Source organism: Aquirufa sp., assembly GCF_044239315.1.
Lineage (GTDB): Bacteria > Bacteroidota > Bacteroidia > Cytophagales > Spirosomataceae > Aquirufa.
The window spans coordinates 24,981-49,270 of record NZ_JBIIBQ010000009.1; the positions used below are offsets into that span (position 1 = coordinate 24,981).

The 24,290-nt window shown below is 36.4% G+C and carries 22 protein-coding genes and 4 tRNA genes; 14 read left to right on the plus strand and 12 right to left on the minus strand.

What is annotated here, in order from left to right; genetic code table 11:
* Nucleotides 1-2: 2 nt before the first annotated feature.
* Entirely contained in the window at nt 3-752 is a 750-nt protein-coding gene (locus ACILP5_RS04795) for a TrmH family RNA methyltransferase (protein ID WP_395617519.1), read from the plus strand.
* On the opposite strand, the gene ACILP5_RS04800 is transcribed toward ACILP5_RS04795, so the two are convergent.
* The gene (locus ACILP5_RS04800) at nt 729-1,472 is read right to left on the minus strand and encodes a queuosine precursor transporter (protein WP_395617520.1); all 744 of its coding nucleotides are present in this window, start codon (nt 1,470-1,472) and stop codon (nt 729-731) included. The two genes, ACILP5_RS04795 and ACILP5_RS04800, sit on opposite strands and share 24 nt — an antisense overlap.
* Nucleotides 1,469-2,680: a pyridoxal phosphate-dependent aminotransferase gene (locus ACILP5_RS04805; RefSeq protein ID WP_395617521.1), complete on the minus strand. Its 1,212-nt coding sequence runs from the start codon at nt 2,678-2,680 to the stop codon at nt 1,469-1,471. The genes ACILP5_RS04800 and ACILP5_RS04805 overlap by 4 nt, the downstream gene beginning before the upstream one ends.
* A gap of 58 nt (nt 2,681-2,738) precedes the next feature.
* Here ACILP5_RS04805 and ACILP5_RS04810 point away from each other — a divergent pair, with 58 nt between their 5' ends.
* The 10 genes from ACILP5_RS04810 (at nt 2,739) to pheA (ending at nt 13,153) form a co-directional block, all read left to right on the plus strand.
* The gene (locus tag ACILP5_RS04810; RefSeq protein ID WP_395617522.1) at nt 2,739-3,416 is read left to right on the plus strand and encodes a hypothetical protein; all 678 of its coding nucleotides are present in this window, start codon (nt 2,739-2,741) and stop codon (nt 3,414-3,416) included.
* Nucleotides 3,417-3,953, plus strand: a complete 537-nt coding sequence (locus ACILP5_RS04815) for a hypothetical protein (protein WP_395617523.1) — start codon at nt 3,417-3,419, stop codon at nt 3,951-3,953.
* 11 nt (nt 3,954-3,964) lie between these two features.
* Nucleotides 3,965-4,897, plus strand: a complete 933-nt coding sequence (locus ACILP5_RS04820; protein WP_395617524.1) for a phosphoribosylaminoimidazolesuccinocarboxamide synthase — start codon at nt 3,965-3,967, stop codon at nt 4,895-4,897.
* Nucleotides 4,890-5,324 carry an STAS domain-containing protein gene (locus ACILP5_RS04825; RefSeq protein ID WP_395617525.1) on the plus strand — a complete coding sequence of 145 codons (435 nt, stop codon included), beginning with the start codon at nt 4,890-4,892 and terminating at the stop codon, nt 5,322-5,324. Before ACILP5_RS04820 ends, ACILP5_RS04825 begins: the two co-directional genes overlap by 8 nt.
* A gap of 200 nt (nt 5,325-5,524) precedes the next feature.
* Nucleotides 5,525-10,093, plus strand: a complete 4,569-nt coding sequence (gene gltB, locus ACILP5_RS04830; protein ID WP_395617526.1) for a glutamate synthase large subunit — start codon at nt 5,525-5,527, stop codon at nt 10,091-10,093.
* Nucleotides 10,094-10,099: 6 nt separating this feature from the next.
* Nucleotides 10,100-11,599: a glutamate synthase subunit beta gene (locus tag ACILP5_RS04835; RefSeq protein WP_395617527.1), complete on the plus strand. Its 1,500-nt coding sequence runs from the start codon at nt 10,100-10,102 to the stop codon at nt 11,597-11,599.
* A 62-nt stretch (nt 11,600-11,661) separates the two neighbouring features.
* A tRNA-Ser gene (locus ACILP5_RS04840) sits at nt 11,662-11,748 on the plus strand.
* A gap of 11 nt (nt 11,749-11,759) precedes the next feature.
* A tRNA-Pro gene (locus ACILP5_RS04845) sits at nt 11,760-11,833 on the plus strand.
* 62 nt (nt 11,834-11,895) lie between these two features.
* A tRNA-Arg gene (locus ACILP5_RS04850) sits at nt 11,896-11,969 on the plus strand.
* Nucleotides 11,970-12,076: 107 nt separating this feature from the next.
* Nucleotides 12,077-13,153, plus strand: coding sequence for a prephenate dehydratase (pheA, locus tag ACILP5_RS04855; protein ID WP_395617528.1), 1,077 nt, complete (start codon nt 12,077-12,079; stop codon nt 13,151-13,153).
* Here the strand turns inward: pheA and ACILP5_RS04860 are convergent.
* The 8 genes from ACILP5_RS04860 to ACILP5_RS04895 are packed head-to-tail and all read right to left on the minus strand — an operon-like array spanning nt 13,118 to nt 18,884.
* Nucleotides 13,118-14,065: a bifunctional riboflavin kinase/FAD synthetase gene (locus ACILP5_RS04860; protein ID WP_395617529.1), complete on the minus strand. Its 948-nt coding sequence runs from the start codon at nt 14,063-14,065 to the stop codon at nt 13,118-13,120. The two genes, pheA and ACILP5_RS04860, sit on opposite strands and share 36 nt — an antisense overlap.
* Nucleotides 14,049-14,738, minus strand: coding sequence for a tRNA pseudouridine(55) synthase TruB (truB, locus tag ACILP5_RS04865; RefSeq protein ID WP_395617530.1), 690 nt, complete (start codon nt 14,736-14,738; stop codon nt 14,049-14,051). Before truB ends, ACILP5_RS04860 begins: the two co-directional genes overlap by 17 nt.
* Complete coding sequence (locus ACILP5_RS04870; RefSeq protein ID WP_395617531.1) at nt 14,726-15,514, minus strand: undecaprenyl-diphosphate phosphatase; 789 nt, start codon at nt 15,512-15,514, stop codon at nt 14,726-14,728. The genes truB and ACILP5_RS04870 overlap by 13 nt, the downstream gene beginning before the upstream one ends.
* Entirely contained in the window at nt 15,514-15,717 is a 204-nt protein-coding gene (locus ACILP5_RS04875; protein ID WP_395617532.1) for a DUF3098 domain-containing protein, read from the minus strand. The genes ACILP5_RS04870 and ACILP5_RS04875 overlap by 1 nt, the downstream gene beginning before the upstream one ends.
* A 1-nt stretch (nt 15,718) precedes the next feature.
* A complete protein-coding gene (locus tag ACILP5_RS04880) occupies nt 15,719-16,603 on the minus strand; it encodes a cell division protein FtsX (RefSeq protein ID WP_395617533.1) in 885 nt (294 codons plus the stop codon).
* Between the two features lie 2 nt (nt 16,604-16,605).
* Nucleotides 16,606-17,175, minus strand: coding sequence for a bifunctional nuclease domain-containing protein (locus ACILP5_RS04885; RefSeq protein ID WP_395617534.1), 570 nt, complete (start codon nt 17,173-17,175; stop codon nt 16,606-16,608).
* A 43-nt stretch (nt 17,176-17,218) separates the two neighbouring features.
* Nucleotides 17,219-18,148 (minus strand): electron transfer flavoprotein subunit alpha/FixB family protein, encoded by a 930-nt coding sequence (locus tag ACILP5_RS04890; protein WP_395617535.1) that lies wholly within the window; start codon nt 18,146-18,148, stop codon nt 17,219-17,221.
* Between the two features lies 1 nt (nt 18,149).
* Nucleotides 18,150-18,884, minus strand: coding sequence for an electron transfer flavoprotein subunit beta/FixA family protein (locus tag ACILP5_RS04895; RefSeq protein WP_395617536.1), 735 nt, complete (start codon nt 18,882-18,884; stop codon nt 18,150-18,152).
* Nucleotides 18,885-18,936: 52 nt separating this feature from the next.
* On the opposite strand from ACILP5_RS04895, the gene ACILP5_RS04900 reads away from it, so the two are divergent.
* Entirely contained in the window at nt 18,937-19,245 is a 309-nt protein-coding gene (locus ACILP5_RS04900) for a tetratricopeptide repeat protein (RefSeq protein WP_395617537.1), read from the plus strand.
* Here the strand turns inward: ACILP5_RS04900 and ACILP5_RS04905 are convergent, their stop codons facing one another.
* A complete protein-coding gene (locus ACILP5_RS04905) occupies nt 19,246-21,132 on the minus strand; it encodes a DNA topoisomerase IV subunit B (RefSeq protein WP_395617538.1) in 1,887 nt (628 codons plus the stop codon).
* A gap of 248 nt (nt 21,133-21,380) precedes the next feature.
* Here ACILP5_RS04905 and ACILP5_RS04910 point away from each other — a divergent pair, with 248 nt between their 5' ends.
* Complete coding sequence (locus ACILP5_RS04910; RefSeq protein ID WP_395617539.1) at nt 21,381-22,619, plus strand: ABC transporter permease; 1,239 nt, start codon at nt 21,381-21,383, stop codon at nt 22,617-22,619.
* Nucleotides 22,620-22,690: 71 nt separating this feature from the next.
* Nucleotides 22,691-22,774 (plus strand) — tRNA-Leu (locus tag ACILP5_RS04915).
* A 35-nt stretch (nt 22,775-22,809) separates the two neighbouring features.
* Here the strand turns inward: ACILP5_RS04915 and ACILP5_RS04920 are convergent.
* Nucleotides 22,810-24,285, minus strand: coding sequence for a xylulokinase (locus tag ACILP5_RS04920; RefSeq protein ID WP_395617540.1), 1,476 nt, complete (start codon nt 24,283-24,285; stop codon nt 22,810-22,812).
* Between the last annotated feature and the right edge of the window lie 5 nt (nt 24,286-24,290).

A 24,290-nucleotide genomic window follows, 5' to 3' on the forward strand; every position in this document is an offset into this window, starting at 1 on the left:
AGATGCTAACTAATAAACAAATAAAGTTAATTAATTCCCTACATTCTAAAAAAGGAAGAAAAGAGAATGATTTATTTTTAGTAGAAGGGGAGAAGTCCTTACTTGAGTTAATCAAATCAGACTTTATAGTTGAATTCTTTGTTCTGAATGAAGTAGAAGTTGCACTTAATGATCAAATCAGCCTTACTACAAACGCGCCAGTATATTTATTGGATACAGAAAGTATTCAAAAATTGAGTACACTGGTAAATAACCAAATAGGTTTAGCAGTAGTTCAGCAAAAGCAATTCTCGCCATTTAAGATCAATGATTGTTACACCATCGTTTTAGATGGAATTCGGGACCCAGGTAATCTAGGAACCATTATTCGGATTTGTGACTGGTATGGCTTTAAACAACTAGTATTGTCAGAGGATTGTACGGAATTTTATAATCCAAAGGTGATTAGTGCCACAATGGGATCTTTTTCTCGAATCGAGTTTACTTATGTAGATTTAGGTTCTTTCTTTAAAGAACATTCCGATATTAAAACGATTGGCGCTGTTTTGAACGGTGAAAATATTCATCATTATCAATTTCCTGAAAAGGGATTTATCATATTGGGTAATGAATCAAATGGAATTCGGAAAGAACTATTGGAAAATCTAGACGAACGTATAACAATTCCTTCATTTGGGAGCGCCGAATCCCTGAATGTAGGTATCTCTACCGCTATCATTATTGATAATTTAAAGCGTTTTCTCCTCCTTTAAATATCTTTCTATCATCCAATGCGCTGCGTAAAGTAAGGGTGTAAATAGAATTGCAACGATGAATTTATAGAAGTAATTATTTAAAGAAACATTCATCCATTGAGCAAAAGTCCAATTGCCGAAAAGATAGAAAGCGATTCCAATCACTAATACACTATCGATTAATTGAGAAATTAAGGTAGAACCAGTTGCTCTTAGCCAAATGTGCTTCGACCCGGTGCGTGATTTTATTTTCTCAAAAACCAATGCGTCGATAATCTGACTCACTAAAAAAGCTGATAAAGACCCCAAAATAATTCCTAAACCTTGACGAAAAATTCGGGCGAAGGCCGTATTGATATTAAAACTCTCCGAACCCTTGTTTACATCTACCCAAAAATCGGCAGGAACTAATAGGGTAGCTATATAGATTATAAAAAAGGAAAAAGCTATAAATAGGGCAGTAGTGAATGAAATGAATCGCACACCTTTTTTTCCAAAATAGTCATTAATAATGTCTGATGTAATAAAAACAATTGGCCAATTCAAAGCCCCAGCTGTTTGATTTAGGTCCCAAAACTCTCCCCAGGGTGTTTCCAAATGAAGGGGTGAGAACCCAAGTGTTCGCTCTATGCTTACGATTTTAACTCCAATTATCTCAGCTACTATAGCATTTGTTAAAAATACTCCAAACAGGAATATAAACAGCTTTTGTTTACGAGAAAATTCATTAAAAATCATTTGCGGTAATTTTCAAAGTGAAGAGCGATTTTATCTAAAGCAACACCTAATTGTTCTACATGAGGTAAAAACACAATTCTAAAATGATCATTTCCTTTTATATTAAATCCTTGACCACCCACAACCAGTATCTTCTGTTCTTCTAGCAACGACATAACAAAATGATTATCATCTTCGAAATTGAATTTAGATAGGTCAATCTTTGGAAATAAATACAACGCCCCTTTAGGTTTAACCACACTAACGCCGTCAATGGCATTCATTCGCTCGTAGGCAAGGTTCATTTGACGATTTAATCTGCCCTCTTTAGCCACTAAATCATTAATTGACTGATAGCCTCCTAAAGCAGTTTGTATCCCATATTGCGTAATGACATTAGCACAAAGACGTGTAGAAAATAGAAAATTTAAACCCTCAATATAAGATTTGGCCTTATGTTTTGCACCCGTTAAAATCATCCATCCACCTCTAAATCCAGCAGCTCGATAATTTTTTGATAATCCACCCATAGTGATAATTAATATATCATCTGATAATCCGGCAGCCGTATGGTGGGTGGTTCCATCATACAAGATTTTATCATAAATTTCATCTGCAAATAAAACTAATTGATACTTCGCAGCTAGGGCAACAACTTGTTTTACTGTTTCCTTACTGTAAACTGCTCCGGTTGGATTATTGGGGTTAATTAATACGATGGCTCTAGTATTATTATTTATCTTAGCCTCCATATCTGCTAAATCTGGTGCCCACTCATTAGCTTCATCACACGTATAATGTATCGCTTTACCTCCTGCTAGCCCAGCGACTGTCGTCCAAAGAGGATAATCTGGAGCAGGTATTAATACTTCATCATCCGTATTTAACAAGGCAGTCATCACTAAAGAAATCAACTCACTAACCCCATTTCCTATGTAAATATCTTCAATCAATATATTCTTGACTCCTTGATTTTGGTAATACTGCATTACTGCTTTACGCGCTGCAAATAGACCACGTGAATCAACATATCCCTGAGCATTTCGTATATTTACAATTATATCATGAACTATTTCATCGGGTGTCTCAAAGCCAAAAGCAGCTGGATTACCAATGTTTAAGGAAGTGATTTTATACCCTTGATTCTGAAGAGCTAATGCTTTATCATAAACAGGTCCGCGAATTTCGTATTTTAAGTGATCTAATCGCTTACTTTTTAATATATCCATGCTAATTTTGAAAGAATGGTAAAATTAACAATTAAATTCTATTGAATTCCCCCCATTTATGAATTTAAAAGAAATTGGAACCCTATTGTTATGTATTTTTCTCTTTTCAACATTATTGATAGGTTACAAATATTATATTGCAAGAGGTAAGGTTTTCAAGGTTTCCAGATTGATTCTATTGAAGTATTTTATTCGATTACTTCTATTAATTTCATTTTTATCCCTTTGCTTTTATTCATTAGATGCAACCAATTCAGGCGATAAATCTAGAGAGAAGGTGGAAACAATCATGTTTGTTATTTCAGGTAATGCTTCTAGCTTAACTTGGAATAAACTACTAGATGATTTTAAACAAAGGCCTCAAAGCAGTAATTATGTGTTGGTACTGTATAATTCCAAAGGTAATTTTTTTGAACAAATCATACCCTCCACTAATTATGAATCATTTCAAAATCTACTAGAACAGTCTCATGCCACTTCCTTTAATCACGAAAAGCATATTTTTCAGGATCAATTGCGATTTAAACCAGCAGATGAACAGTTTTTAATTTACCGATTTCAAGGAACTGAATGGGAATTTATCAAAAAAGACTTTCAGGGGAATTCTATTTTCTCATCTAAGAATACATTATCTACCTGGATTGGTAATACCTTTGTAAAGATTTATATCGTGATTACCATATTATTATTACTGTTTATTGATATAGTTTTTACAACAAAGGCCATTAAAATATAGATGTTTTCTACGCTGTTTTATATTTTCATGCTATTTTATGACGGTTTATACTCTAGATCATCACAAGAATATAATGGTCAAATAACTCAATTAAATACATTGGTAGCTAATAAAAAGTACAAAGAAGCCCTGGTATCTGCTAAAGTGATTCAGCACTCTTCTATTTTTGTTAATATTGAAATTGAAAAATTAATTGCTGTGTTAGAATTAAAAACACATCTAAAAGATGAAAAGTCATTTCAATTAGCTATAAATGATAATTCAATTGCCAATGACATTTTATATAGTCATATTGAAGCCCAAAATGGTGATTCAAAAAAAGGTTTAGCTGATCTACATAATTCTATTATTAAAAATGGAAATATAGATACACTTGTGAGGGCTTATGAATTGTACGCCATCAATTTTCCACAAAACAAATTGAAGAAGCAGTCATATTCCTCTCAAGTGATTAGCCAATCACAAAAAATAAATACACAAGAAGCTTTATCTTTACTTGATTTAATGAAGAAAAAGCAGAAAAATCTTATCTATTAATTAGCCAAACCATGAACATCACACCTTATCAATTCCCTAATCAAACGTCATTCTATAAAGGAAAAGTACGTGATGTTTATGGAATAGGAGACAATTTATTAATGATCACATCAGATCGCATATCAGCTTTTGATGTGGTCTTGCCTAAATTAATCCCCTTTAAAGGTCAAGTTTTAAATCAAATTGCTAGTTATTTTCTTCAAAACACATCTGATATCGTCCCTAATTGGCTATTAGCTACACCGGACCCTAACGCTGCTTTTGGTTTAAAATGTAAGCCATTTGCTATAGAAATGGTTATTAGAGGTTACTTAGTTGGTCATCTTTGGAGAGAGTATAAGGCAGGAAAACGTCAAGTATGTGGGGTTGACTTACCAGATGGGTTGGTGGAAAATCAACGATTACCTTTGCCAATTATTACTCCTACAACAAAGGCTAGCGAAGGACATGATGAGGATATATCTGTTGGAGCTATTATTGAACAAGGAATTGTTTCAAAAGAGCATATGGAAGAATTATGTGCCATTACGCATCGTTTGTTTCAAAGAGGGCAAGCAATGGCTTCTGAAAAGGGCTTAATTTTAGTAGATACTAAATATGAATTTGGTCTATACCAAAATGAAATTATGCTTATGGATGAAATCCATACTCCTGATTCATCTCGTTATTTTTATAAGGAGCCTTATGCACAATTGCTGGAAAAGGGATTACCACAAAAGCAATTATCTAAGGAGTTCGTAAGAGAATGGCTTATAGCAAATGGCTTTCAAGGAAAAGAGGGACAAAGCATACCTCACATAACCGATGATTTTGTTAACCAAATTTCAGAGCGATATATTTTGCTTTATGAAGAAATAACAGGTTTAAAGTTTAAGAAAGAGCCACAAGAAGATTTAACTAATCGTATATACAATAACACAATCCAGTATTTAAAAAATGTCTAACGTAAATTCACTTCAACTAGAACAAAATGAAAGTTATGCCGTAATTGATTGGAAAGCTGAACAATTAGCGGCCATAAATGCAGAAGAATTAGAAAACGCTATTCGTCTTTTGTTTAAAAAAGACTATGCTAATATTATTTTAAATCTCACTAAGACATTAGATTTAGATGGATATGGCGTTTCTGCGATTCGTAAAGGGACTAAAATTTGTACGAACGAGGGTGGATTGTTTGTCGTGGTAACTAAAAATGAATCCATTGCAGAAAGATTAGATACGGCGAAAATAGAGAACCTAACCTTACTAAATACGGTTCAAGAAGGAGTTGATGCTATCTATTTAAATGATCTCGAGAATGAGTTTCAAGACGAGGATGATACCGAGGGGGAGAGTGAATTTGGTGAATCCTACGGAGAGGATTACGACTAAAATTGCATTATTTCGAGATTATTTGTGCATCATTTTTGATATTTAATATTCCGAAGAATATTTTGTTATTTTATCTATTTGCCAAATTTATTTTTAATTAAATTTGAAAATAGGTGTATTATCTATTATAAATAGATTAATACTCCTATTTTGCTACTTGTGATTAATTATTATTAATATTAGAATATTTATAGTTTCATATGAAAAATCCGAATGAGGTAGGTTTATACAGAAAAGAATTTGAACATGATGCATGTGGAATCGGCTTTGTAGCTAGTTTGAAAGGCATTAAGTCTCATCGGATTGTTCAGGATTCCATTAAAATGCTGATTCGCATGGATCACCGCGGGGCATGCGGCTGCGATCCTAATTCAGGCGATGGCGCAGGTGTCTTAGTACAGCTTCCACATGAATTCTTTTTGGAAGAAACTAGTTCATTAGGTTTTGCCTTACCTTCTTTAGGTAACTATGGCGTGGGAATGGTCTTTTTCCCTACCGATGAAACTTTAATAAAGGAGTGTAAAGAGGTTATTGAGCGTAAATCTAAGAAATTGGGTTTGCGTGTTTTAGGCTATAGAATAGTACCAGTAAATAATTCGGAAATAACTGGAGCGGAATCAGGTAATGCAGAACCATCAATTCAGCAATTATTTATTGAAAGACCAGCTGATTGTGCTTCTGAAATTGATTTTGAGAGAAAGCTTTATGTTTTTAGACAGTATGTTTCCAAGTTGTTAAATGAAACGATTACTGGATTAAATAATAAATTTTACTTTGCTTCTTTGTCATGCCGCACTATTATATACAAGGGTATGTTGACAACGATGCAGGTTCCCGGCTATTTTCTGGACCTTTTTCAAGAGAATTTTACTTCTGCTCTGGCAATCGTACACTCGCGTTTCTCAACGAATACTTTTCCGGAGTGGAAGCTAGCACAGCCTTTTCGATTCATTGCACATAATGGAGAAATTAATACTGTAAAAGGTAATTCATCCTGGATGCAAGCTCAGTCCGCTTTGTTTTCAAGTAAATACTTTACGCAAGAAGAATTAGATATGATTCTTCCCGTATGTAGTTTAGGGCAATCAGATTCTGCGATTTTAGATAACGCAATTGAATTATTATATCTAACAGGTCGTTCTTTGCCACATGTCATGATGATGTTAATACCAGAAGCATGGGATGGTAATGAGAGCATGAAGAAATACAAGAAGGATTTCTACGAATACCATGCGGCGATGATGGAGCCTTGGGATGGCCCTGCTAGTATCTCGTTTACCGATGGAAAAATGATTGGTGCCACTTTAGATAGAAACGGTTTGCGTCCCTCACGTTACTGGGTGACATCTGATGACCATGTAATTATGGCCTCTGAGGCTGGTGTACTTGATTTAGATCCTGCTACAATCGTTTCAAAAGGTCGTTTGCAGCCAGGTAAAATGTTCGTAGTGGATATGGAACAAGGGCGCATAATACCGGACGAAGAATTAAAGGAGGTAATTTGTCAACAACAACCTTATGGTGAGTGGCTATTGAAAAATAAGATTCGCGTAGAAGATTTACCAGAAGCTGGGTCTGAGTACAGACAACCTAAAGCAATCGAATTAGTGTCTAGACAGCAAATCTTTGGGTTTACGACTGAAGATATCCGAGTTGTGTTAGCACAAATGGCTGAAACAGGTAAGGAAGCATTAGGTTCAATGGGTATTGACACTCCTTTAGCTGTATTATCTGAAAAAGCGCAGCATTTATCCTCTTATTTCAAGCAATTGTTTGCTCAAGTGACTAATCCACCTATTGACCCTATTCGGGAAAGGATGGTTATGTCTCTTTTATCTGATATTGGTGGATTGTCTAATTTATTAGAGGAGAGTCCAACACATTGTCGTCAAATTGAGATTCAACAACCCGTATTGCGCAACAAGGAGGTGGAGAAGATACGTTGGATTGATCATGAGAATTTTCAAACGAAGTCGATTCACATGACTTTTCGCGCCTCAGAAGAAGAAGGTGTACTTAAAAAGGCTTTAGATCGAATTAATCATTACGCTGAAGATGCGGTCGATGATGGGTATTCTATCATTTTATTGACTGATCGTGGAATAGATAGTTCTCATGCACCCATTCCTTCCTTATTAGCTTTGGCTTCTGTGCATAATCATTTGATTCGTACGAAGAAAAGGGCAAAAGTGGGTATTATCATTGAAGCTGGAGACGTATGGGAGACCCATCATTTCGCTACTTTAATTGGTTACGGGGCCAGTGCCATTAATCCATATATGGCATTTGAAACCATCAAAGCTATGAAAGAACAAGGCTTTGTTAATAAAGATTTGAGTTATGATAAGTTAGAATACAATTATATCAAAGCCGTTAATGGAGAATTATTAAAGATTTTCTCTAAAATGGGTATCTCAACATTACAATCCTATCAGGGTGCTCAGATTTTTGAAATTCTAGGTTTAGGTAAAGAAGTGGTAGATACTTATTTCAGTGGTTCGATTTCTCGAATTGGTGGAATTAATTTAGATATCATTGCCAAAGAAGCGCTAATCAAGCATTCCTCCGGTTATTTATTAAGAAAGCAAGATTCCCCTAAATTAGAAGTTGGTGGTATTTACCAGTGGAAACAGCGGGGCGAGGAACACTTATTTAATCCTGCTACTATCCACTTATTGCAGCAGGCGACTAGGCAGAATGACTATTCCGTTTATAAAAAGTATGCTCAATTAATTGATGATCAGACTAAAAAGACGATTACACTTCGCGGTTTATTGAAATTTAAATCAAGTAAGGCGATATCGATTGATGAAGTGGAACCGGTTGAAAATATATTAGCGCGGTTTGCGACTGGTGCCATGTCATTTGGTTCCATTTCTTATGAAGCTCATACTACTTTAGCTATTGCGATGAACCGTATTGGTGGTAAATCTAACACGGGCGAAGGGGGTGAAGATCCTATTCGTTTTGAAAAGATGGCTAATGGAGATTCAATGAATTCCGCCATTAAGCAAGTTGCTTCTGGACGTTTTGGTGTGACAGCTAATTATTTAACGAATGCTACTGAGCTTCAAATTAAAATGGCTCAGGGTGCAAAACCAGGTGAAGGAGGTCAACTTCCAGGGCATAAGGTAGATGACTGGATTGGTAAAACACGTCACAGCACGCCTGGAGTAGGTTTAATTTCTCCACCGCCTCACCATGATATCTATTCAATTGAAGATTTAGCTCAATTAATTTTTGATTTAAAAAATGCGAATAGAGCAGCAAGAATTTCTGTTAAGTTAGTTTCTGAAGCTGGTGTAGGAACCATTGCAGCAGGTGTCGCAAAAGCACATGCTGATCACATTTTGATAGCTGGTTATGATGGGGGTACAGGAGCATCCCCCTTATCATCTATTCGTCATGCTGGTTTGCCTTGGGAGCTTGGGTTAGCAGAAACTCACCAAACTTTAGTAAAGAACAAACTTCGTGGGCGTGTTACCATTCAAGCCGATGGTCAAATTAAAACAGGTAAAGATATTGCAGTCGCTGCTATGTTAGGAGCAGAGGAATTTGGTGTCGCAACAGCTGCACTCGTTACTGCAGGGTGTATCATGATGCGTAAATGCCACTTGAATACTTGTCCAGTAGGAGTGGCTACACAAAATCCTGAATTAAGAGCATTGTATACAGGTCAAGCAGATCATGTGGTGAATTTATTCCACTTTTTAGCTCAAGAATTAAGAGAGATAATGGCTGAGCTAGGTTTCCGCAAATTAGAAGAAATGGTAGGCCGAGTGGATCTCTTAGAAATGAAAGATTTATCTGGACATTGGAAATTCAAAAATTTAGACTTAAATCCAATTTTAGCGCCTGCAGCTTTAACAGAAGGAGTTGCTGTATTTAAATCAGAAGAGCAAGATCATGGATTAGATGATCAACTAGATTGGGAGTTATTAAAAATAGCTAAACCGGCAATTGATAAAGGAGAGAAAGTAAGTTCTGAACTTAATATTATTAATGTAAACCGTTCGGTAGGTACTATCTTATCGAATGAAATAACAAAGAAATATGGTGAAAAAGGCTTGCCAGCTGATACGATCAAGATTAAGTTTACAGGTACAGCAGGTCAATCTTTTGGTGCATTTGCAGTGAGGGGAATCCATTTTGAAATAGAAGGAGATTCAAATGACTATATTGGAAAAGGTCTGTGCGGAGCAACTCTCGTAGCTTATCCATCTCCACAAGCAACGTTTAAAGCATCAGAAAACTCTATTGTAGGTAATGTTTCATTCTATGGAGCTACTTCAGGTGAAGCTTATTTAGCGGGTATGGCTGGTGAGCGTTTTTGCGTTAGAAATTCTGGTGCGAAAGTAGTTGTTGAAGGAATTGGTGATCACGGTTGTGAGTACATGACGGGAGGTTTAGTTATTATTTTAGGTAATACAGGAAGGAACTTTGGCGCAGGAATGTCTGGTGGTGTTGCTTATGTTTTAGATGAACAAAATACGTTTGACGCAAAAGTGAATCGGGAGATGGTAGAAATCACTGAGTTAACTCCAGAAGATAAAAACATCATTTTAATGTATTTGGAAAAACACGTTTCACTAACTAATTCAGTGAAAGGAAAATTAGTATTTGATAATTTCAATGCCTTATCAAGTCAATTTAAAAAAGTGTTGCCAGTAGATTATAAGAATGCATTAAGTACAAGAAAGTTAAGTATTTCTGATGTACTAGCAGATAAAGACAGAGTGTATCAAGATATTAGAGTAGATTTAAAATAAGAAAGAATGGGTAAGCCTACAGGATTTTTGGAAATTGACCGCAAATTAGCTCCTAAAAGAGCTGTATCTGAGCGTGTGAATGATTACAAAGAAATAGAAATACTAAATTCTACAGCTGACACAGAAGCGCAAGCGAGTCGTTGTATGGATTGTGGCACACCATTTTGTCATAATGGTTGTCCGCTTGGAAATGTTATCCCTGAATTTAATGATGCTGTTTATGAGCAAAATTGGAAGTATGCCTATGATATTTTAAGTACAACAAATAACTTTCCTGAGTTTACGGGTCGAATTTGTCCCGCACCATGTGAGTCCTCCTGTGTATTAGGTATTAATAAGCCTGCTGTGGCCATCGAGTTAATTGAGAAATCAATTATAGAGAAAGCATATGCTGAGGGTTGGGTTATTCCATTTGTGCCTAAAGTGCGTACAGACAAGAAAATTGCAATCATCGGCTCTGGACCTGCAGGTTTAGCTGCTGCTGCCCAATTGAATAAGGCAGGGCACTTTGTCACGGTCTATGAACGTGCTGATCAAATAGGCGGTTTATTGCGTTATGGTATTCCAGATTTTAAATTAGATAAGTCAGTTGTCACGCGTCGGGTAGAGATAATGAAGCAAGAAGGGATAATTTTTGTTACAAATTCGAATGTGGGGACTGCAGATAAATTAGCTAATTTAACTAATGACTTTGATGCGGTTTTAGTAGCCACAGGAAGCACAACTCCTCGTGTTATTTTAGCAAAAGGAAATGATGCACTTGGTATTTATCCTGCCATGGAATTTTTATCGCAACAAAATAAGCGTAATGCATCTATTAATTTAGAAGTAAATCACAAAGGTGAAAAATACCACAATACAAATATTTATGCTGAAGGAAAACATGTGGTTATAATCGGTGGGGGCGACACAGGTTCTGATTGTGTAGGAACTTCTAATCGTCACAGAGCTGCTTCAATTACACAAATTGAAGTTATGCCTAAACCTCCAGTAGATAGAGCTTCGAACACACCATGGCCTAATTGGCCAAATATGTTACGAACCTCTACCTCTCATGATGAAGGAGTTGAGCGCCTTTGGTCTATTTCTTTACAAGAATTTATAAAAAATGATAGAGGGGAGCTAGAAGCCTTGCTTATTGGTGACATCGTTTACAATATGAAGGATGGGAAAATAGAACAGGAGGTTATTAATAGCAGAAAAATCCCATGTGACCTCGCCCTTGTAGCTGCAGGTTTTATACATACTGATCACGACAGTTTATTTGATCAATTAATATCTGTAGGCGTTAAATCAGATGAACGTGGTAATTTGGTAGCAAACTCTTCATATCAATCTGATAATGAGAAAGTTTTCATTGCAGGTGACGCAAGACGTGGTCAATCACTTGTGGTTTGGGCTATTTCTGAGGGACGTGAAGCTGCAAGGAATATAGATTTATATCTAATGGGTAAAACAAGTCTAGAGGGCAAATCTGTATCTAGTTTTGATGTATTGGCCAAATAATTTTTAGCCATATATTTCATTTACTAAATATATTTACTACATTTGTGCTCTCTTAAATGCTAGGAGAGATGCCTGAGAGGCCGAAAGGACATGTTTGCTAAACATGCGTACTGGTAACGGTACCGAGGGTTCGAATCCCTCTCTCTCCGCAGTCAATTTTCGGGGTGTAGCGTAGCCCGGTATCGCGCTTGGTTTGGGACCAAGAGGTCGTAGGTTCGAATCCTGCCACCCCGACAAAAGTCAATTTATGAGGAAGTGTTTTACACCAATTATAAATTGACTTTTATGTTGATTAAGGTTCCGTAGCTCAGTTGGATAGAGCAACTGCCTTCTAAGCAGTAGGTCTTTGGTTCGAATCCAAACGGAATCACACAAATTACATGTTACATTAAAAGGATTTATTCAAATCCTTTTTTTATTTCCTTTCCTTAAATCTTCTTAAATTCGTAAATTGAGCTAATAAGCAGATTCTTACGCATGAATATACCTGAATTAAGAAACAAGATTGATCACATAGACGATTCCATTCTTTCATTGTTAGTAAAACGAATGGAATTTGTTGAGGAGATTGGCAAATTAAAACGTGCATCAAACGCTGTTATTTATCATCCCGATCGGGAGAAGGAAATTATCGACCGTTTAGCTAGTCAGTATATAGGTAAACTTAAGAAGGAAGCTATTGAAGCTATTTTTCTGGAGATATTTGGAGTTTCGCGTAATTTAGAGTTGCCTGAAATTATTTGTTATTTAGGCCCAGAAGGTAGCTTTACACATCAGGCTGCTGAAAATCGATTTGGAGCTGTCGCTGATTATATATCTTTACCATCCATTAAATCTGTTTTTGAGTCTGTTGAAACAGGCCGAGCAAAATACGGTGTGGTACCTATTGAGAACAATCAAGAGGGAATGGTAAAAGAGACGATGGATCTTTTAAATGAAAAAAAGTTATATGTCATTTCTGAAATAATTATTCCAGTAAACTTTTGTTTAGCTTCTAAGCATAATGGCGTACAAGGAATTAAAAGAATCTATTCAAAGGATATTGCTTTTCAACAGTGTAAAGGATTTTTAAACGATTATTTCTCTGGACAGGAGGAAGATTTTTTTATTCAAGTAGATTCAACCTCACGTGCGGCTAAATTAGCTGTTGAGGAGGAGGATGGGGCAGCCTTATGTTCACATATTGCTGCCAAGATATATTCCTTACCCATTTTGTTTGATAACATTCAAGATAATGATTCGAATCAAACTCGCTTTTTCATTATATCTAAAGTGGAGAATTTGAAGAAGACGGATAAGGATAAAACTAGCTTAGCGGTAAAATTAAAGAACGATGATAAGCCTGGGGCGCTTTTATCCCTTTTGCAGGACTTCGAATTAAGAGGAATCAACTTATTGAAAATTGAATCTAGGCCTCAGAAAGACACCAATGAATTTAAATTTTGGTTCTTTATAGATATTGAAGGCAACAAATTAGATCAAAAGATTGAAGAATTGTTGACTAAGAGAGGGGACGAATTAGTTTTCTTGGGAAGTTATATGAACTTGTGCTAAATACAGTTTAGCCCAAGCTAAATCGGCAGAGATTTGGTTCTTTAGTTCATCAAAGGAATCAAATCGTTTTTCTGATCGAATCTTCTCCATAAATTTGATCTTAATTCTTTGGCCGTAAATATCTTCATCAAAACCTAAAATATGCGTTTCGATGTGAATTCCTTCATCTTTATTTAAAGTAGGACGGTACCCCATATTTGTTAAACCATAATAAATTCCAGCTTTAATATGCACTTCGCATAAATACACGCCCAGTTGGGGAATAAATTTGTTATCTGCATGTAGTGACATATTTGCCGTAGGAAATCCAATCTTACGTCCATTTTGATTTCCGTGAACGACCTTACCTGAAACAGCAAATTTTTGACCTAACATGGCATTGGCCTTAGCCACTTCTCCTTCTGAAAGGTATTTCTTTATTTGTGATGAACTTACAATTACATCTTCTACCTTAGCTACATCAATTGAAATAGCCTCTAATTGTTTAGAAAATTCTTTTTGAATAAAAGAAACAGACCCTTCTCTATTCTTTCCAAAATGATTGTCATAACCTAAAACGACCTTAGTCGCTTTAACTCGTTTAATAAGTAAATCTTGAATAAACTTTCTAGCAGGTAATTCGACAATAAAAGAATCAAAAGGAAGTATTACTGCATAATCAATCCCCAGAGCTTCTAATGCCTCCGTTTTTTCCTGATTTGGCATTAATAATTCATTTCGCTTTCCCGTAAAATAATCAGCAGGGTGATTCGAAAAAGTGATGATACAGGTTTTGAGGCCGTTGGATTTAGCAATACCTAAACATCCTTGAATAACCTTCAAATGACCTACATGTAATCCATCAAACATACCTATTGTGACCGCTGTAGCGGATTCAATCTGTACTGAATCAAAACTATAAAAGCACTTCATGTAAATCGCTATTAAAAGTGGCCACCTCTTGGGCCTTATCTAAACCCCAATCACCAATTTTTGTTCGTACTAATTCACTCATAAATGCGCCTGATTGACATTTAATTCCAAAATCACGTACTATACTTCGTATATAAGTGCCTTTACTACATTCAATTTCAAAGCTTATCTCCGGAAAATGAGTCACATCAATTTCCATCGAATATACTTCTACTTCTCTAATTTTAATGTTTAGTTCCTCGGCACTCACTCCATTTCTAGCATGGGTAAACAAACGTTGACCATTTAATTTGATTGCTGAGTAAATAGGAGGGACCTGTTGTATCGTCCCTATAAAAGTTTTACGAACTTCTTCCATTAGCGTCGAATCAATGTGATCAATCGGATATTCACCATCAAAATCCGTTTCTAAATCAATCGAAGGAGTTGTTTTGCCTAATACTAGTTTGCCTTTATAGGTTTTAGATAGCGATTGAAAATAATCAATCTTCTTTGTGTATTTACCTACACACATAATAAGTATTCCCGTGGCTAATGGATCTAATGTACCTGCATGGCCGATCTTTTTAAATCGCCCCAGATTACGAATCTTCTTAACTACATCAAAGGAAGACCATTCTTTAGGCTTATTAATCACATAAAACTTATCTTGAACGGCTGTTAATTCTTCCACAAGTATATACTTAATAAAAGCCCGATAATTATGCGATAGTATCCAAACCAAGCGAATCCATGTTGCTTAACAAAACCCACCATCCACTTAATGGTTAACAAGGCAACAATGAAACTAATCACTGTCCCGATACTCAAAAATTGAATGTGTTCCTTCGTAAATAAGACATCTAAGTCATTTCGGTAGTCTAATAATTTTTTGGCGCAAGCACCTAAAATAGTTGGAATCCCTAATAAAAATGAATATTCCACAGCGGCGGAATGACTAAGTCCCAAAACTCGACCACCTACAATAGTTGCCCCAGAGCGTGAAACACCTGGAATCATAGCAATACACTGAAATAAACCTATTTTGAATGCGTTAAAATACGAAATTGATTGAATTTCAATCGAATCAACCTTAGTAGGTAACCACTTATCAATCCGAATCAATATAATTCCTCCTACAATCCATGATCCAGCAATAAACCAGTATCCTTGAAATAAGGCTTCCAATAAATCATCTAATAAAACACCCAAAATAACAGCTGGGATAAATGAGGCTATAATGGTATAGTAAATGGATAATCCTGAGGCGAATAACCTTTTGAAGTAAAGAAAGGGGACAGCGGCAATTGCACCCAATTGTACAAAGACAGTGAAAAAATTAAGAAACTTGGAATTTTCAATGCCTAATAAATTTTCAGAAACAATTAAATGAGCCGTAGACGAGACAGGTAAAAACTCAGTTAAACCCTCTACTAATCCTAGTATAATTGTTTTAAGAATCTCTGTCATTAACGCTTCCACTTAAAAAGTGAGAACACAGGAATAATGATTCCAGTTAAAACAAGAATGGGGCCTAAAGTTAGCCCTAAAAATCCGAAACCAAATTCTTCTTTATCTAAGGTCATCACAAAAAAACCAATTAACATAATTACAATACCTAGTAAAAGAATTTTAATGTCTTTAGCACCTAATGGCATATTCGATTGACTCATATTAAAATAGGTTTGTATGTTGAATTTTTAAATACTTTGAAATTGAAAAGAAAGAAGCGATTAAACTGAATAGTGAGCAAAAACCGACACATACTAAGACTAACTGCACTTGATTGCTAACTTCAAAAAACAAAGAAGATATCTCTGGAATTGAAGTAGAAAAATAATAGAAGGCTGCATCAGCTAAAATAAATCCTATTAGACCGCCCATGAAACCTACAAATAAAGAATTCAACAAATAGGGCTTTTGAATAAAGCCATTTGTACTTCCTAGTAGCTGCATCGTCTTAATTAAAACGCGGTTTCCATGAATATGTAAACGAATATTATTGGCTAATTGAATGTATACGAAAAGAACTAAAATGATGATTAAAACAAGACCAACATATCCCACTGCTTTCATTTTCCCTAATATGGTCCCAATAAATGTATTGGGGTAAGTCACCTCATATACTTCAGGCCTGGTTTGAATCTCTGCAACGATTTGTTTAAATGAAGCTTCATTCTTGTACTCTTCCTTTATGCCTAAAATCAAGCAATTTTTAAAAGGATTTTCCTCCCCTAAAAGGCTTTTATAATCTTCCTGCGAGGATTTTAGAAATTCAGAAGCTATTTGTGCTTTGGATTTAAATTCTAAATCTGGCTTTAAATATTTTATCCCTATATACGGACGAGATTTAAAATAAGTAATCGCTGAAGCAAAATCAGAGGTTTCAAGTGAATCACTTAAATATACATAAACCTTCATTTGAGATTTAATCTCATCACCCCAAGATTTAACACTTACAAATAATTGAAAGAACAAAGCAAGTATAAAGGCCAAACTCGCCATGGAAATAACCAATGTCAATTGAGTTGATTGTGGACGACTTTTAGAATATTTCATACCTATAATTTATCAATTTCATCTCTAATTTTGGCCGCTTCTTCATAGTTCTCTTCTAATAAAGCTTTATTTAATAAATCTTCTAGTTCGGACTTAGATCGCATAACTGGCACTTTTTCCTGAAGTAACATATCATCTTCTAGTTCATCTAAGAACTCTTCTTCAGGAATACAAATGTCACTTAATAGTTTATTGGAAATCAAAATAGGAATAGCTAAACGAATAGCTAATGCTATAGAATCAGATGGTCTAGCGTCTATAACTAAGATTTCACCATCCTTGTTTACCTCTAAATTCGCATAAAATATACCATCCTTAAAGTCAGTAATTATGACTCTCTGAAGAGTAACGTTTGAATGGGAAAGAAGATTAACGCATAAATCATGCGTTAATGGCCTGCTGGTCTGTATATTCTCTAAATAAACAGAGATAGATTGAGCTTCTTGGCTTCCAATGACTATGGGAAATCGCATAGCCTGTGAATTGTCAGATTCTAATAATAGAATATAGGAACTAGCTCCTGCAGAACTAGGATTCACAGATAGAATACGCAAAGGTACAAACTCTTTCAAAGGCCTATAGTAAAATACAAATGTACCAATTAGACCGCTAATTTTAATGAGATTGAAGCTTTTTTGTTAATCTTGGTAAGATATCATTAACATCTCCTACTATTCCATAGTCTGCATGTTTGAAAAATGGTGCTTCAGGGTCATTATTTATTACAACGACTATGCGTGAACCGTTGACACCAGCTAAATGCTGAATAGCTCCAGAAATGCCACAAGCAATATAGAGATTTGGAGAGATTTTTACACCGGTTTGGCCTACATGTTCGTGGTGTGGACGCCAGTTTAAATCAGATACAGGCTTAGAGCAGGCTGTAGCGGCACCTAATGCTTTAGCTAAATCCTCAACTATAGTCCAATTACCTGGATCCTTAAAACCACGACCGGCTCCTACCACCAGAGTAGCTTCTGGAAGAGGAATGGAGCCTGTAATAGGTTTTAATGTTTTGATGGATGCCTCACTAGTAGTTGATTGTATTAATGAAGTGGATGTTCCTACATTTTGTTCTGATAATTCTACACTGCCACTAAAATCGAAATTACGATTTAAGCTAAAGTAGGTAGCTGATTGAGAAGTTAAAGAAAGCGATGCTTTTCCTGAAAAAATAGATTTACTTATAATAAAGGTACCGTTTGAAAATTGGAGTTGCTGTATACCGGATACCATCTCTTTCTTAGCGCTCGCCGCTAATAAAGAGAGCAAATTGTCTATTTGTATTGATTTTATGCCAAAAACATGAAAACCATCCAATACAGACAATAAAGGTTGAACGGTAGATGAGTCTGACCAAAGACCCTCTGCTAAATGAATAACATCCACAGGCCTTGAAGAAGCAGTAGAGGTAAACTTAACATCACCAATAGCTAAAATTAGTATGGATTCAGGCTTAAAAGAAGATAAAAATGAAATCAGTTGTTTTGAAGTATCTGATAATTGACCTTCCTTTGTTTGTGCAATAATGGCTACCTTATTCATCTTATAATACGTTTGTCTCGGTTCTTAATAAATCAATTAATTGCTCAGCATTTTCAGCGGGTATCATCGTATGCTTGCGCGCTGTTTCGGCAATGTCTGCTTTGACAAGTTGAATGTGGTTATCTGAATTTAAAGTTAAAACCACTATTTCTTTTGTACGCGCTGTCATTATACCACGCATCGAGGGTATTTTCCATTCTGCAATTGGCTCTTGGCATCCTAATACAGCTGGCAGGGGACAATAAACCTCCATTTTGCCACCATCCATTTCAACCTCCAAATTTAGACCTTCACCTTCAATATCTAAATGCATTACCGGATTGAAATGCGTATATCCTAAGCCACCAGCCACTAATCCATGAATGATCCCAGAATTATAATCAATGGATTCTTTTCCCATCAATATTAAATCCATCGGATTTTGCTCTACATAAGCTACAATGGCTGAAGCTATTTGGGAAGAACTTGTCGGATTGCCATCGATACGGACGGCAGAATCAGCTCCCAAGGCTAAACATTTACGTATAAGCGCTTCTGAATCAGAGCCACCTACGTGCAAAACAATCACTTCGGCCCCAGAGCTTTCTTTTATTTCGATAGCTCTAGAAAGCGCATAATCATCATAAGGACCTACAATAAATGTTAAACCCTGACTACTTATTTGGGAGGTTAACGGATCTATTGCTATTTTTGAGGTAGTGTCAGGGACACAAGAGATACAGACTAGTATTTTCATGGCAGATTAAAATTGTTATGCAAGCATACTAATTTGTTTTTAATTTAGCAAAATGGATCGCAAAGAATTTATAAAAAAAGAGATTAATTTAGATCCAGAAGATCCGTTTAATTACTATTTATTGGCTATTGAATGTCAAAAAGAGGGGGCGATAGAAGAAGCTTTTGGCCTGTATACTAAATTGTTAACTGATTTTCCAGATTATATTGCTTCCTATTACACCTATGCAAACGCACTTTTAGAAGAAGAGCAGGAGAAGAAGGCTGAAGAAATAATCAAACAGGGAATTGAAATGGCAGAAAAAAAAGGAGATGCTAAAGCCTTGAAAGAACTGAAGCAACTCCTTGAATTGAATTTTTAATTAGCCTAATAAAACTTCTTCTAAGTCTTTTTCGACGACCAAATTATCTATAATGAACTTTTGGCGCTCAGGAGTATTCTTACCCATATAATAGGTAAGCAATTGAGGAATCGTAAAATCTTTTTCAAGAATCACTGGTTCTAACTTGATATCCTCACCAATAAAGTTCCCAAATTCCTCTGGTGAAATCTCACCTAAACCCTTAAAGCGCGTAATTTCAGGCTTAGGTCCAAGCGCCTCTATAGCATTGCGACGCTCCTCATCCGAATAGCAGTATCGCGTCTCTTTTTTATTTCTAACTCTAAAGAGGGGAGTCTCTAAAATATATAAGTGACCATTTCGAACTAAATCAGGGAAGAACTGTAGGAAGAAAGTAAGTATCAATAAACGAATGTGCATCCCATCGACATCAGCATCGGTTGCAATTACAATTTTATTGTATCGAAGATTATCTAATGAATCCTCAATATCTAAAGCGTGCTGCAAAAGATTAAATTCTTCATTTTCATAAACAATTTTCTTAGTTAGGCCAAAACTATTCAAAGGCTTACCTCTCAAACTAAAAACCGCTTGCAATTGTACATCGCGAGATTTAGTAATACTTCCAGAAGCAGAATCACCCTCCGTAATAAATAGCGTTGTATCATGACGTGTTTCAGACTTCTCATCTGATAAATGGACACGGCAATCACGTAATTTCTTGTTATGAAGATTCGCTTTTTTTGCACGCTCATTTGCTAACTTCTTAATACCCGCAATATCCTTACGTTCACGTTCTGACTGCAGAATACGTTTTAATAAGGCATCGGCCGAAGCTGGATTTTGGTGTAAATAATTATCTAGTTCCGTTTTTACAAAATCACCTATAAAGGTACGTATGGAGGTAGAATTGGAATCAGGTGAAATCGTGGTACTACCTAGTTTAGTCTTTGTTTGGGACTCAAAAACAGGTTCTTGCACACGAATAGCAATAGCTCCTACGATTGAAGCGCGCACATCAGATGGATCAAAATCCTTCTTAAAGAATTCACGAACGGTTCGAACAATCGCTTCTCTAAAAGCTGCTAGGTGCGTTCCGCCTTGCGTTGTATTTTGACCATTCACAAAAGAATAGTATTCTTCTCCGTATTGGTTATTATGAGTAATGGCTAATTCTATATCATTTCCCTTTAAATGAACGATAGGGTAACGATTTTCTTCCGCGTTGGTCTTTTTTGAAAGTAAGTCGAAAAGTCCATTTTGGGAAAAATACTTTTCACCGTTGAAATTAATCGTCAATCCAGCATTTAGATAGGCATAATTCCAAAACAGAGAATCTAAATACTGAGGGATAAAGTGGTAGTTTTTGAAAATAGTATTATCGGGTTCAAACTGAACATGAGTACCACTTTTAGCGTTAGACGCCTCAATTCCCTTCGACTCTGCAGTTAATTCACCTTTACAAAACTCAGCCCATTTCGTCTGACCATCTCGGTAGGATTGTACCTTAAAATAATTTGAAAGGGCATTAGTCGCCTTCGTTCCCACACCATTCAAACCTACGGACTTTTGGAAAGCACCTGAATCATATTTACCACCTGTATTGATCTTAGAAACGCAATCAATTACTTTTCCTAGCGGAATACCACGGCCATAATCACGTACCTCTACTTTATGATCAGATATCTTCACATCAATCGACTTACCGTTTCCCATCATGTGCTCATCGATTGAGTTATCCATGATTTCCTTTACGAGTACATAGATACCATCATCCACTGACGAGCCATCGCCTAATTTACCAATATACATACCCGGACGTAACCGAATATGTTCTTTCCAATCAAGGGAACGAATACTATCGTCGTTATAAATAGGTGCGTTTTGTTGATTTTCTTCCACTGACATAATTTTACACTAAATTATCAAAGATTTTGCGTTTAAGAAAGAGGACGGATTGAATTAATCAGGTAAAAAAAGGACTAGCGGATTAAAAGCCTATTTCATTGGTTTTTAATGCTGTAAAAAAGAAGATAACTTGCGGTTGCTTTCTGGCAGTCGTCACTGCGTGACTTTGTCATCGCGTTGCGATAGTCGTCACTGCATGACGTAGTCAAAAAAGTCTCCGGAATATTCCGGCTTAGTCAAAAGGGCATATGAATTTAAAAGAAAACGTTTTAGAGGGTCTTCGATCCATCAAAGGGAATTTGTTAAGAACGGTTTTAACCGCGCTAATTATATCTCTTGGTATCACCTCTTTAGTCGGTATATTAACTGCGATTGATGGAATACAGAGTTCTGTTGATAACTCTTTCTCCGGTTTAGGTGCGAATTCTTTTGATATTCGAAATAGACCGATGATGCAAGTAAGAAGAGAAGGACAAAAGGAAAAAAGATTCAAAAACATTGATTACCGACAAGCTTCATATTATAAGTATTTATTTACTGCCAAAGGAAAGGTTTCCTTAAAAACCAATGTCAATAATAATGCCATTGCAAAATTCGCCTCAAAGAAAACAAATCCGAATACGCGCGTTTTAGGTATCGATGATAACTTTATGGAATTGAAAGGTTACAAAGTAGGAGCCGGACGTAATTTCTCAGCGAATGAACAAATGAATGCTATTAATGTCTGTATTCTCGGAGTAGATGTTATTGATCAATTGTATGAGAAACAAAGCCCCATAGGTACGGAAATTATCGTATCTGGTATAAAATTAAAAGTCATTGGAGTACTCGAAAAGAAAGGAAACATGATGGGTGGTGGTGATGACCGCGTAGTGATTGTACCATTAGAGACAGGTCGAAAAATGGCCGTGGGAAGAAATTTAACTTTTGACATTACCACCTCTGCCGCCAAGATTAATAACCTAGATGACTTTATGGAAGAAGCGAGAGGTGTGATGCGTAAAGTACGTATGGATCCAATAGGAACGGAAGATTCCTTTAGTATTGATCGATCGGATTCTATAGCTAAGAGTTTTGAGAGTATTACAGGTTCACTACGAATTGGAGGATTTGTCATAGGTTTTATCACTTTATTGGGTGCTGCAATCGCTTTGATGAATATTATGATGGTTTCTGTGAGCGAGAGGACGCGTGAAATAGGTATTAGGAAATCATTGGGTGCTACACCTGGTAGAATTTTACAGCAATTCTTGATTGAAGCTATTGTTATTTGCTTGTTAGGTGGAATTGGTGGGATTATGTTAGCTATACCGATTGGAAACTTAATTGCACAGGGCATTAGTTCGGGAGCGGCCAGCTTTATTATTCCTTGGCTTTGGATGATGACTGGTATCATTATTTGCATTTTAGTAGGCTTATTTTCAGGAATTTATCCTGCATTTAAGGCCTCCAAAATGGATCCAGTTGAGGCTTTACGCTACGAGTAAAACAGAATTTATTCAAGGCACTCTTGCGAAAGCGAATGATTTAGCCTAGTTTTGCAATGCAATTTTGAATTGCCCAGATGGCGGAATTGGTAGACGCGCTGGTCTCAAACACCCGTGGGTGCAAGCCCGTGCCGGTTCGACTCCGGCTCTGGGTACAAGCCTCTCAAGCAATTGAGAGGCTTTGCCTTTTCTAGTGGGCTAGATTATTTTTCCAAATCCCGTAAGCCTCTTCGTATTCTCTTCGCAAAGCAGCGGATGGTTCGATTGTTTTTAACAGCTTAATGTTAGCAACAGCTTCATCTTCATTTGCATAATACCCTACACCAGCACCTGCTCCTAAAGCAGCGCCAAACGCTCCATCTGATTCTAATAACTCAACAGAAGCGCCAGAGGCATTGACGATGGCCTGAGTAAACAAATCACTCAAATACATATTCGCTAAACCCGCTTTTAATTTTTTAGGTCGAACACCTACATTGCCTAACAATTCAATTCCATAAACCATGGAGAAGGCGATACCTTCTTGAGCAGCCCGAATTATTTCAGCTGACTGATGGCGATTAAAATCAAGGTGAAGGAAACTACCCCCTATTGTTTTATTCTGAAAAATACGCTCAGCACCATTTCCGAATGGCATGCATACTAATCCGCTAGAACCAATAGCTGCTTTAGCACCTAGCCCATTCATTTGGGTATAGGACATAGTCGTGAAGAAATTCTGCTTCACCCAGCGGTTTAAAATCCCCGTTCCATTAATGCACATTAAAACACCTATACTTGCTTTAGACGCCTTATGATTCACGTGAGCGAATGAATTAACTCGATTCTCTTTATCAAATTTTAATTCATCTGAAATACCATACACTACACCAGAAGTGCCTGCGGTAGTGGCAATATCACCAGGATGTAAAACACCTAATGAATAGGCATTATTTGGTTGATCTCCAGCTTTGTAAGTAACCTTTACATTATTATTTAATCCTAATTCCTGCGCAACCGTTGATGTTACCGTACCATGATCAGAAAATAAATCATGAACAGGCGGGAATATCTCAGCAGGAAATCCATAAAACTCCATCAGATTTTTAGCAGGATGATTCTCTTTAAAATCCCACAAAATACCTTCTGATAGGGCAGAAGCTGTTGTTGTAAATTGAGACGTGAATCTACCTGCGATAAAATCCCCAGGCAATAATACTTGAGCAACTTTCTCGAAAACATTAGGTTGATTTTCTTTAACCCATGCTAACTTAGCAGCTGTGAAATTACCAGGGGAATTGAGGTAATGAGTTTGGCAAAATGACTCCCCAAGGCCTGCATACGCTTTATCTCCATATGGTGTAGCTCTAGAATCACACCAAATAATGGACGGACGCAACACTTTTGCTTCTTTGTCTACCACCACGAGGCCATGCATTTGATACGAAATACCGATGGCACCTATTCTTTTAGGATCGTATAATCCTGTCGAATTAGCTTTTAAAATACCTTGCTTAACGCAGTACCACCAATGCTCAGGATCTTGCTCAGCAAATCCGGGCTGAGGGGAAGATATTTCATTTTCAATCTCAGGAAAAGAGCATGAATAAATTAATTGTTGGTTTGCAGCATTCACAATACTAACTTTAATGGAAGAAGTTCCGACATCAATTCCGCACAGAATCATTTTAA

Bases quoted from the DNA above. Each gene is read 5' to 3' on its own strand.
- ACILP5_RS04795 (WP_395617519.1), top strand. From the start codon at position 3: ATGCTAACTAATAAACAAATAAAGTTAATTAATTCCCTACATTCTAAA.
- ACILP5_RS04800 (WP_395617520.1), bottom strand. From the start codon at position 1,472: ATGATTTTTAATGAATTTTCTCGTAAACAAAAGCTGTTTATATTCCTG.
- ACILP5_RS04805 (WP_395617521.1), bottom strand. From the start codon at position 2,680: ATGGATATATTAAAAAGTAAGCGATTAGATCACTTAAAATACGAAATT.
- ACILP5_RS04810 (WP_395617522.1), top strand. From the start codon at position 2,739: ATGAATTTAAAAGAAATTGGAACCCTATTGTTATGTATTTTTCTCTTT.
- ACILP5_RS04815 (WP_395617523.1), top strand. From the start codon at position 3,417: ATGTTTTCTACGCTGTTTTATATTTTCATGCTATTTTATGACGGTTTA.
- ACILP5_RS04820 (WP_395617524.1), top strand. From the start codon at position 3,965: ATGAACATCACACCTTATCAATTCCCTAATCAAACGTCATTCTATAAA.
- ACILP5_RS04825 (WP_395617525.1), top strand. From the start codon at position 4,890: ATGTCTAACGTAAATTCACTTCAACTAGAACAAAATGAAAGTTATGCC.
- gltB (WP_395617526.1), top strand. From the start codon at position 5,525: ATGAAAAATCCGAATGAGGTAGGTTTATACAGAAAAGAATTTGAACAT.
- ACILP5_RS04835 (WP_395617527.1), top strand. From the start codon at position 10,100: ATGGGTAAGCCTACAGGATTTTTGGAAATTGACCGCAAATTAGCTCCT.
- pheA (WP_395617528.1), top strand. From the start codon at position 12,077: ATGAATATACCTGAATTAAGAAACAAGATTGATCACATAGACGATTCC.
- ACILP5_RS04860 (WP_395617529.1), bottom strand. From the start codon at position 14,065: ATGAAGTGCTTTTATAGTTTTGATTCAGTACAGATTGAATCCGCTACA.
- ACILP5_RS04870 (WP_395617531.1), bottom strand. From the start codon at position 15,514: ATGACAGAGATTCTTAAAACAATTATACTAGGATTAGTAGAGGGTTTA.
- ACILP5_RS04875 (WP_395617532.1), bottom strand. From the start codon at position 15,717: ATGAGTCAATCGAATATGCCATTAGGTGCTAAAGACATTAAAATTCTT.
- ACILP5_RS04880 (WP_395617533.1), bottom strand. From the start codon at position 16,603: ATGAAATATTCTAAAAGTCGTCCACAATCAACTCAATTGACATTGGTT.
- ACILP5_RS04890 (WP_395617535.1), bottom strand. From the start codon at position 18,148: ATGAATAAGGTAGCCATTATTGCACAAACAAAGGAAGGTCAATTATCA.
- ACILP5_RS04895 (WP_395617536.1), bottom strand. From the start codon at position 18,884: ATGAAAATACTAGTCTGTATCTCTTGTGTCCCTGACACTACCTCAAAA.
- ACILP5_RS04900 (WP_395617537.1), top strand. From the start codon at position 18,937: ATGGATCGCAAAGAATTTATAAAAAAAGAGATTAATTTAGATCCAGAA.
- ACILP5_RS04905 (WP_395617538.1), bottom strand. From the start codon at position 21,132: ATGTCAGTGGAAGAAAATCAACAAAACGCACCTATTTATAACGACGAT.
- ACILP5_RS04910 (WP_395617539.1), top strand. From the start codon at position 21,381: ATGAATTTAAAAGAAAACGTTTTAGAGGGTCTTCGATCCATCAAAGGG.
- ACILP5_RS04920 (WP_395617540.1), bottom strand. From the start codon at position 24,285: ATGATTCTGTGCGGAATTGATGTCGGAACTTCTTCCATTAAAGTTAGT.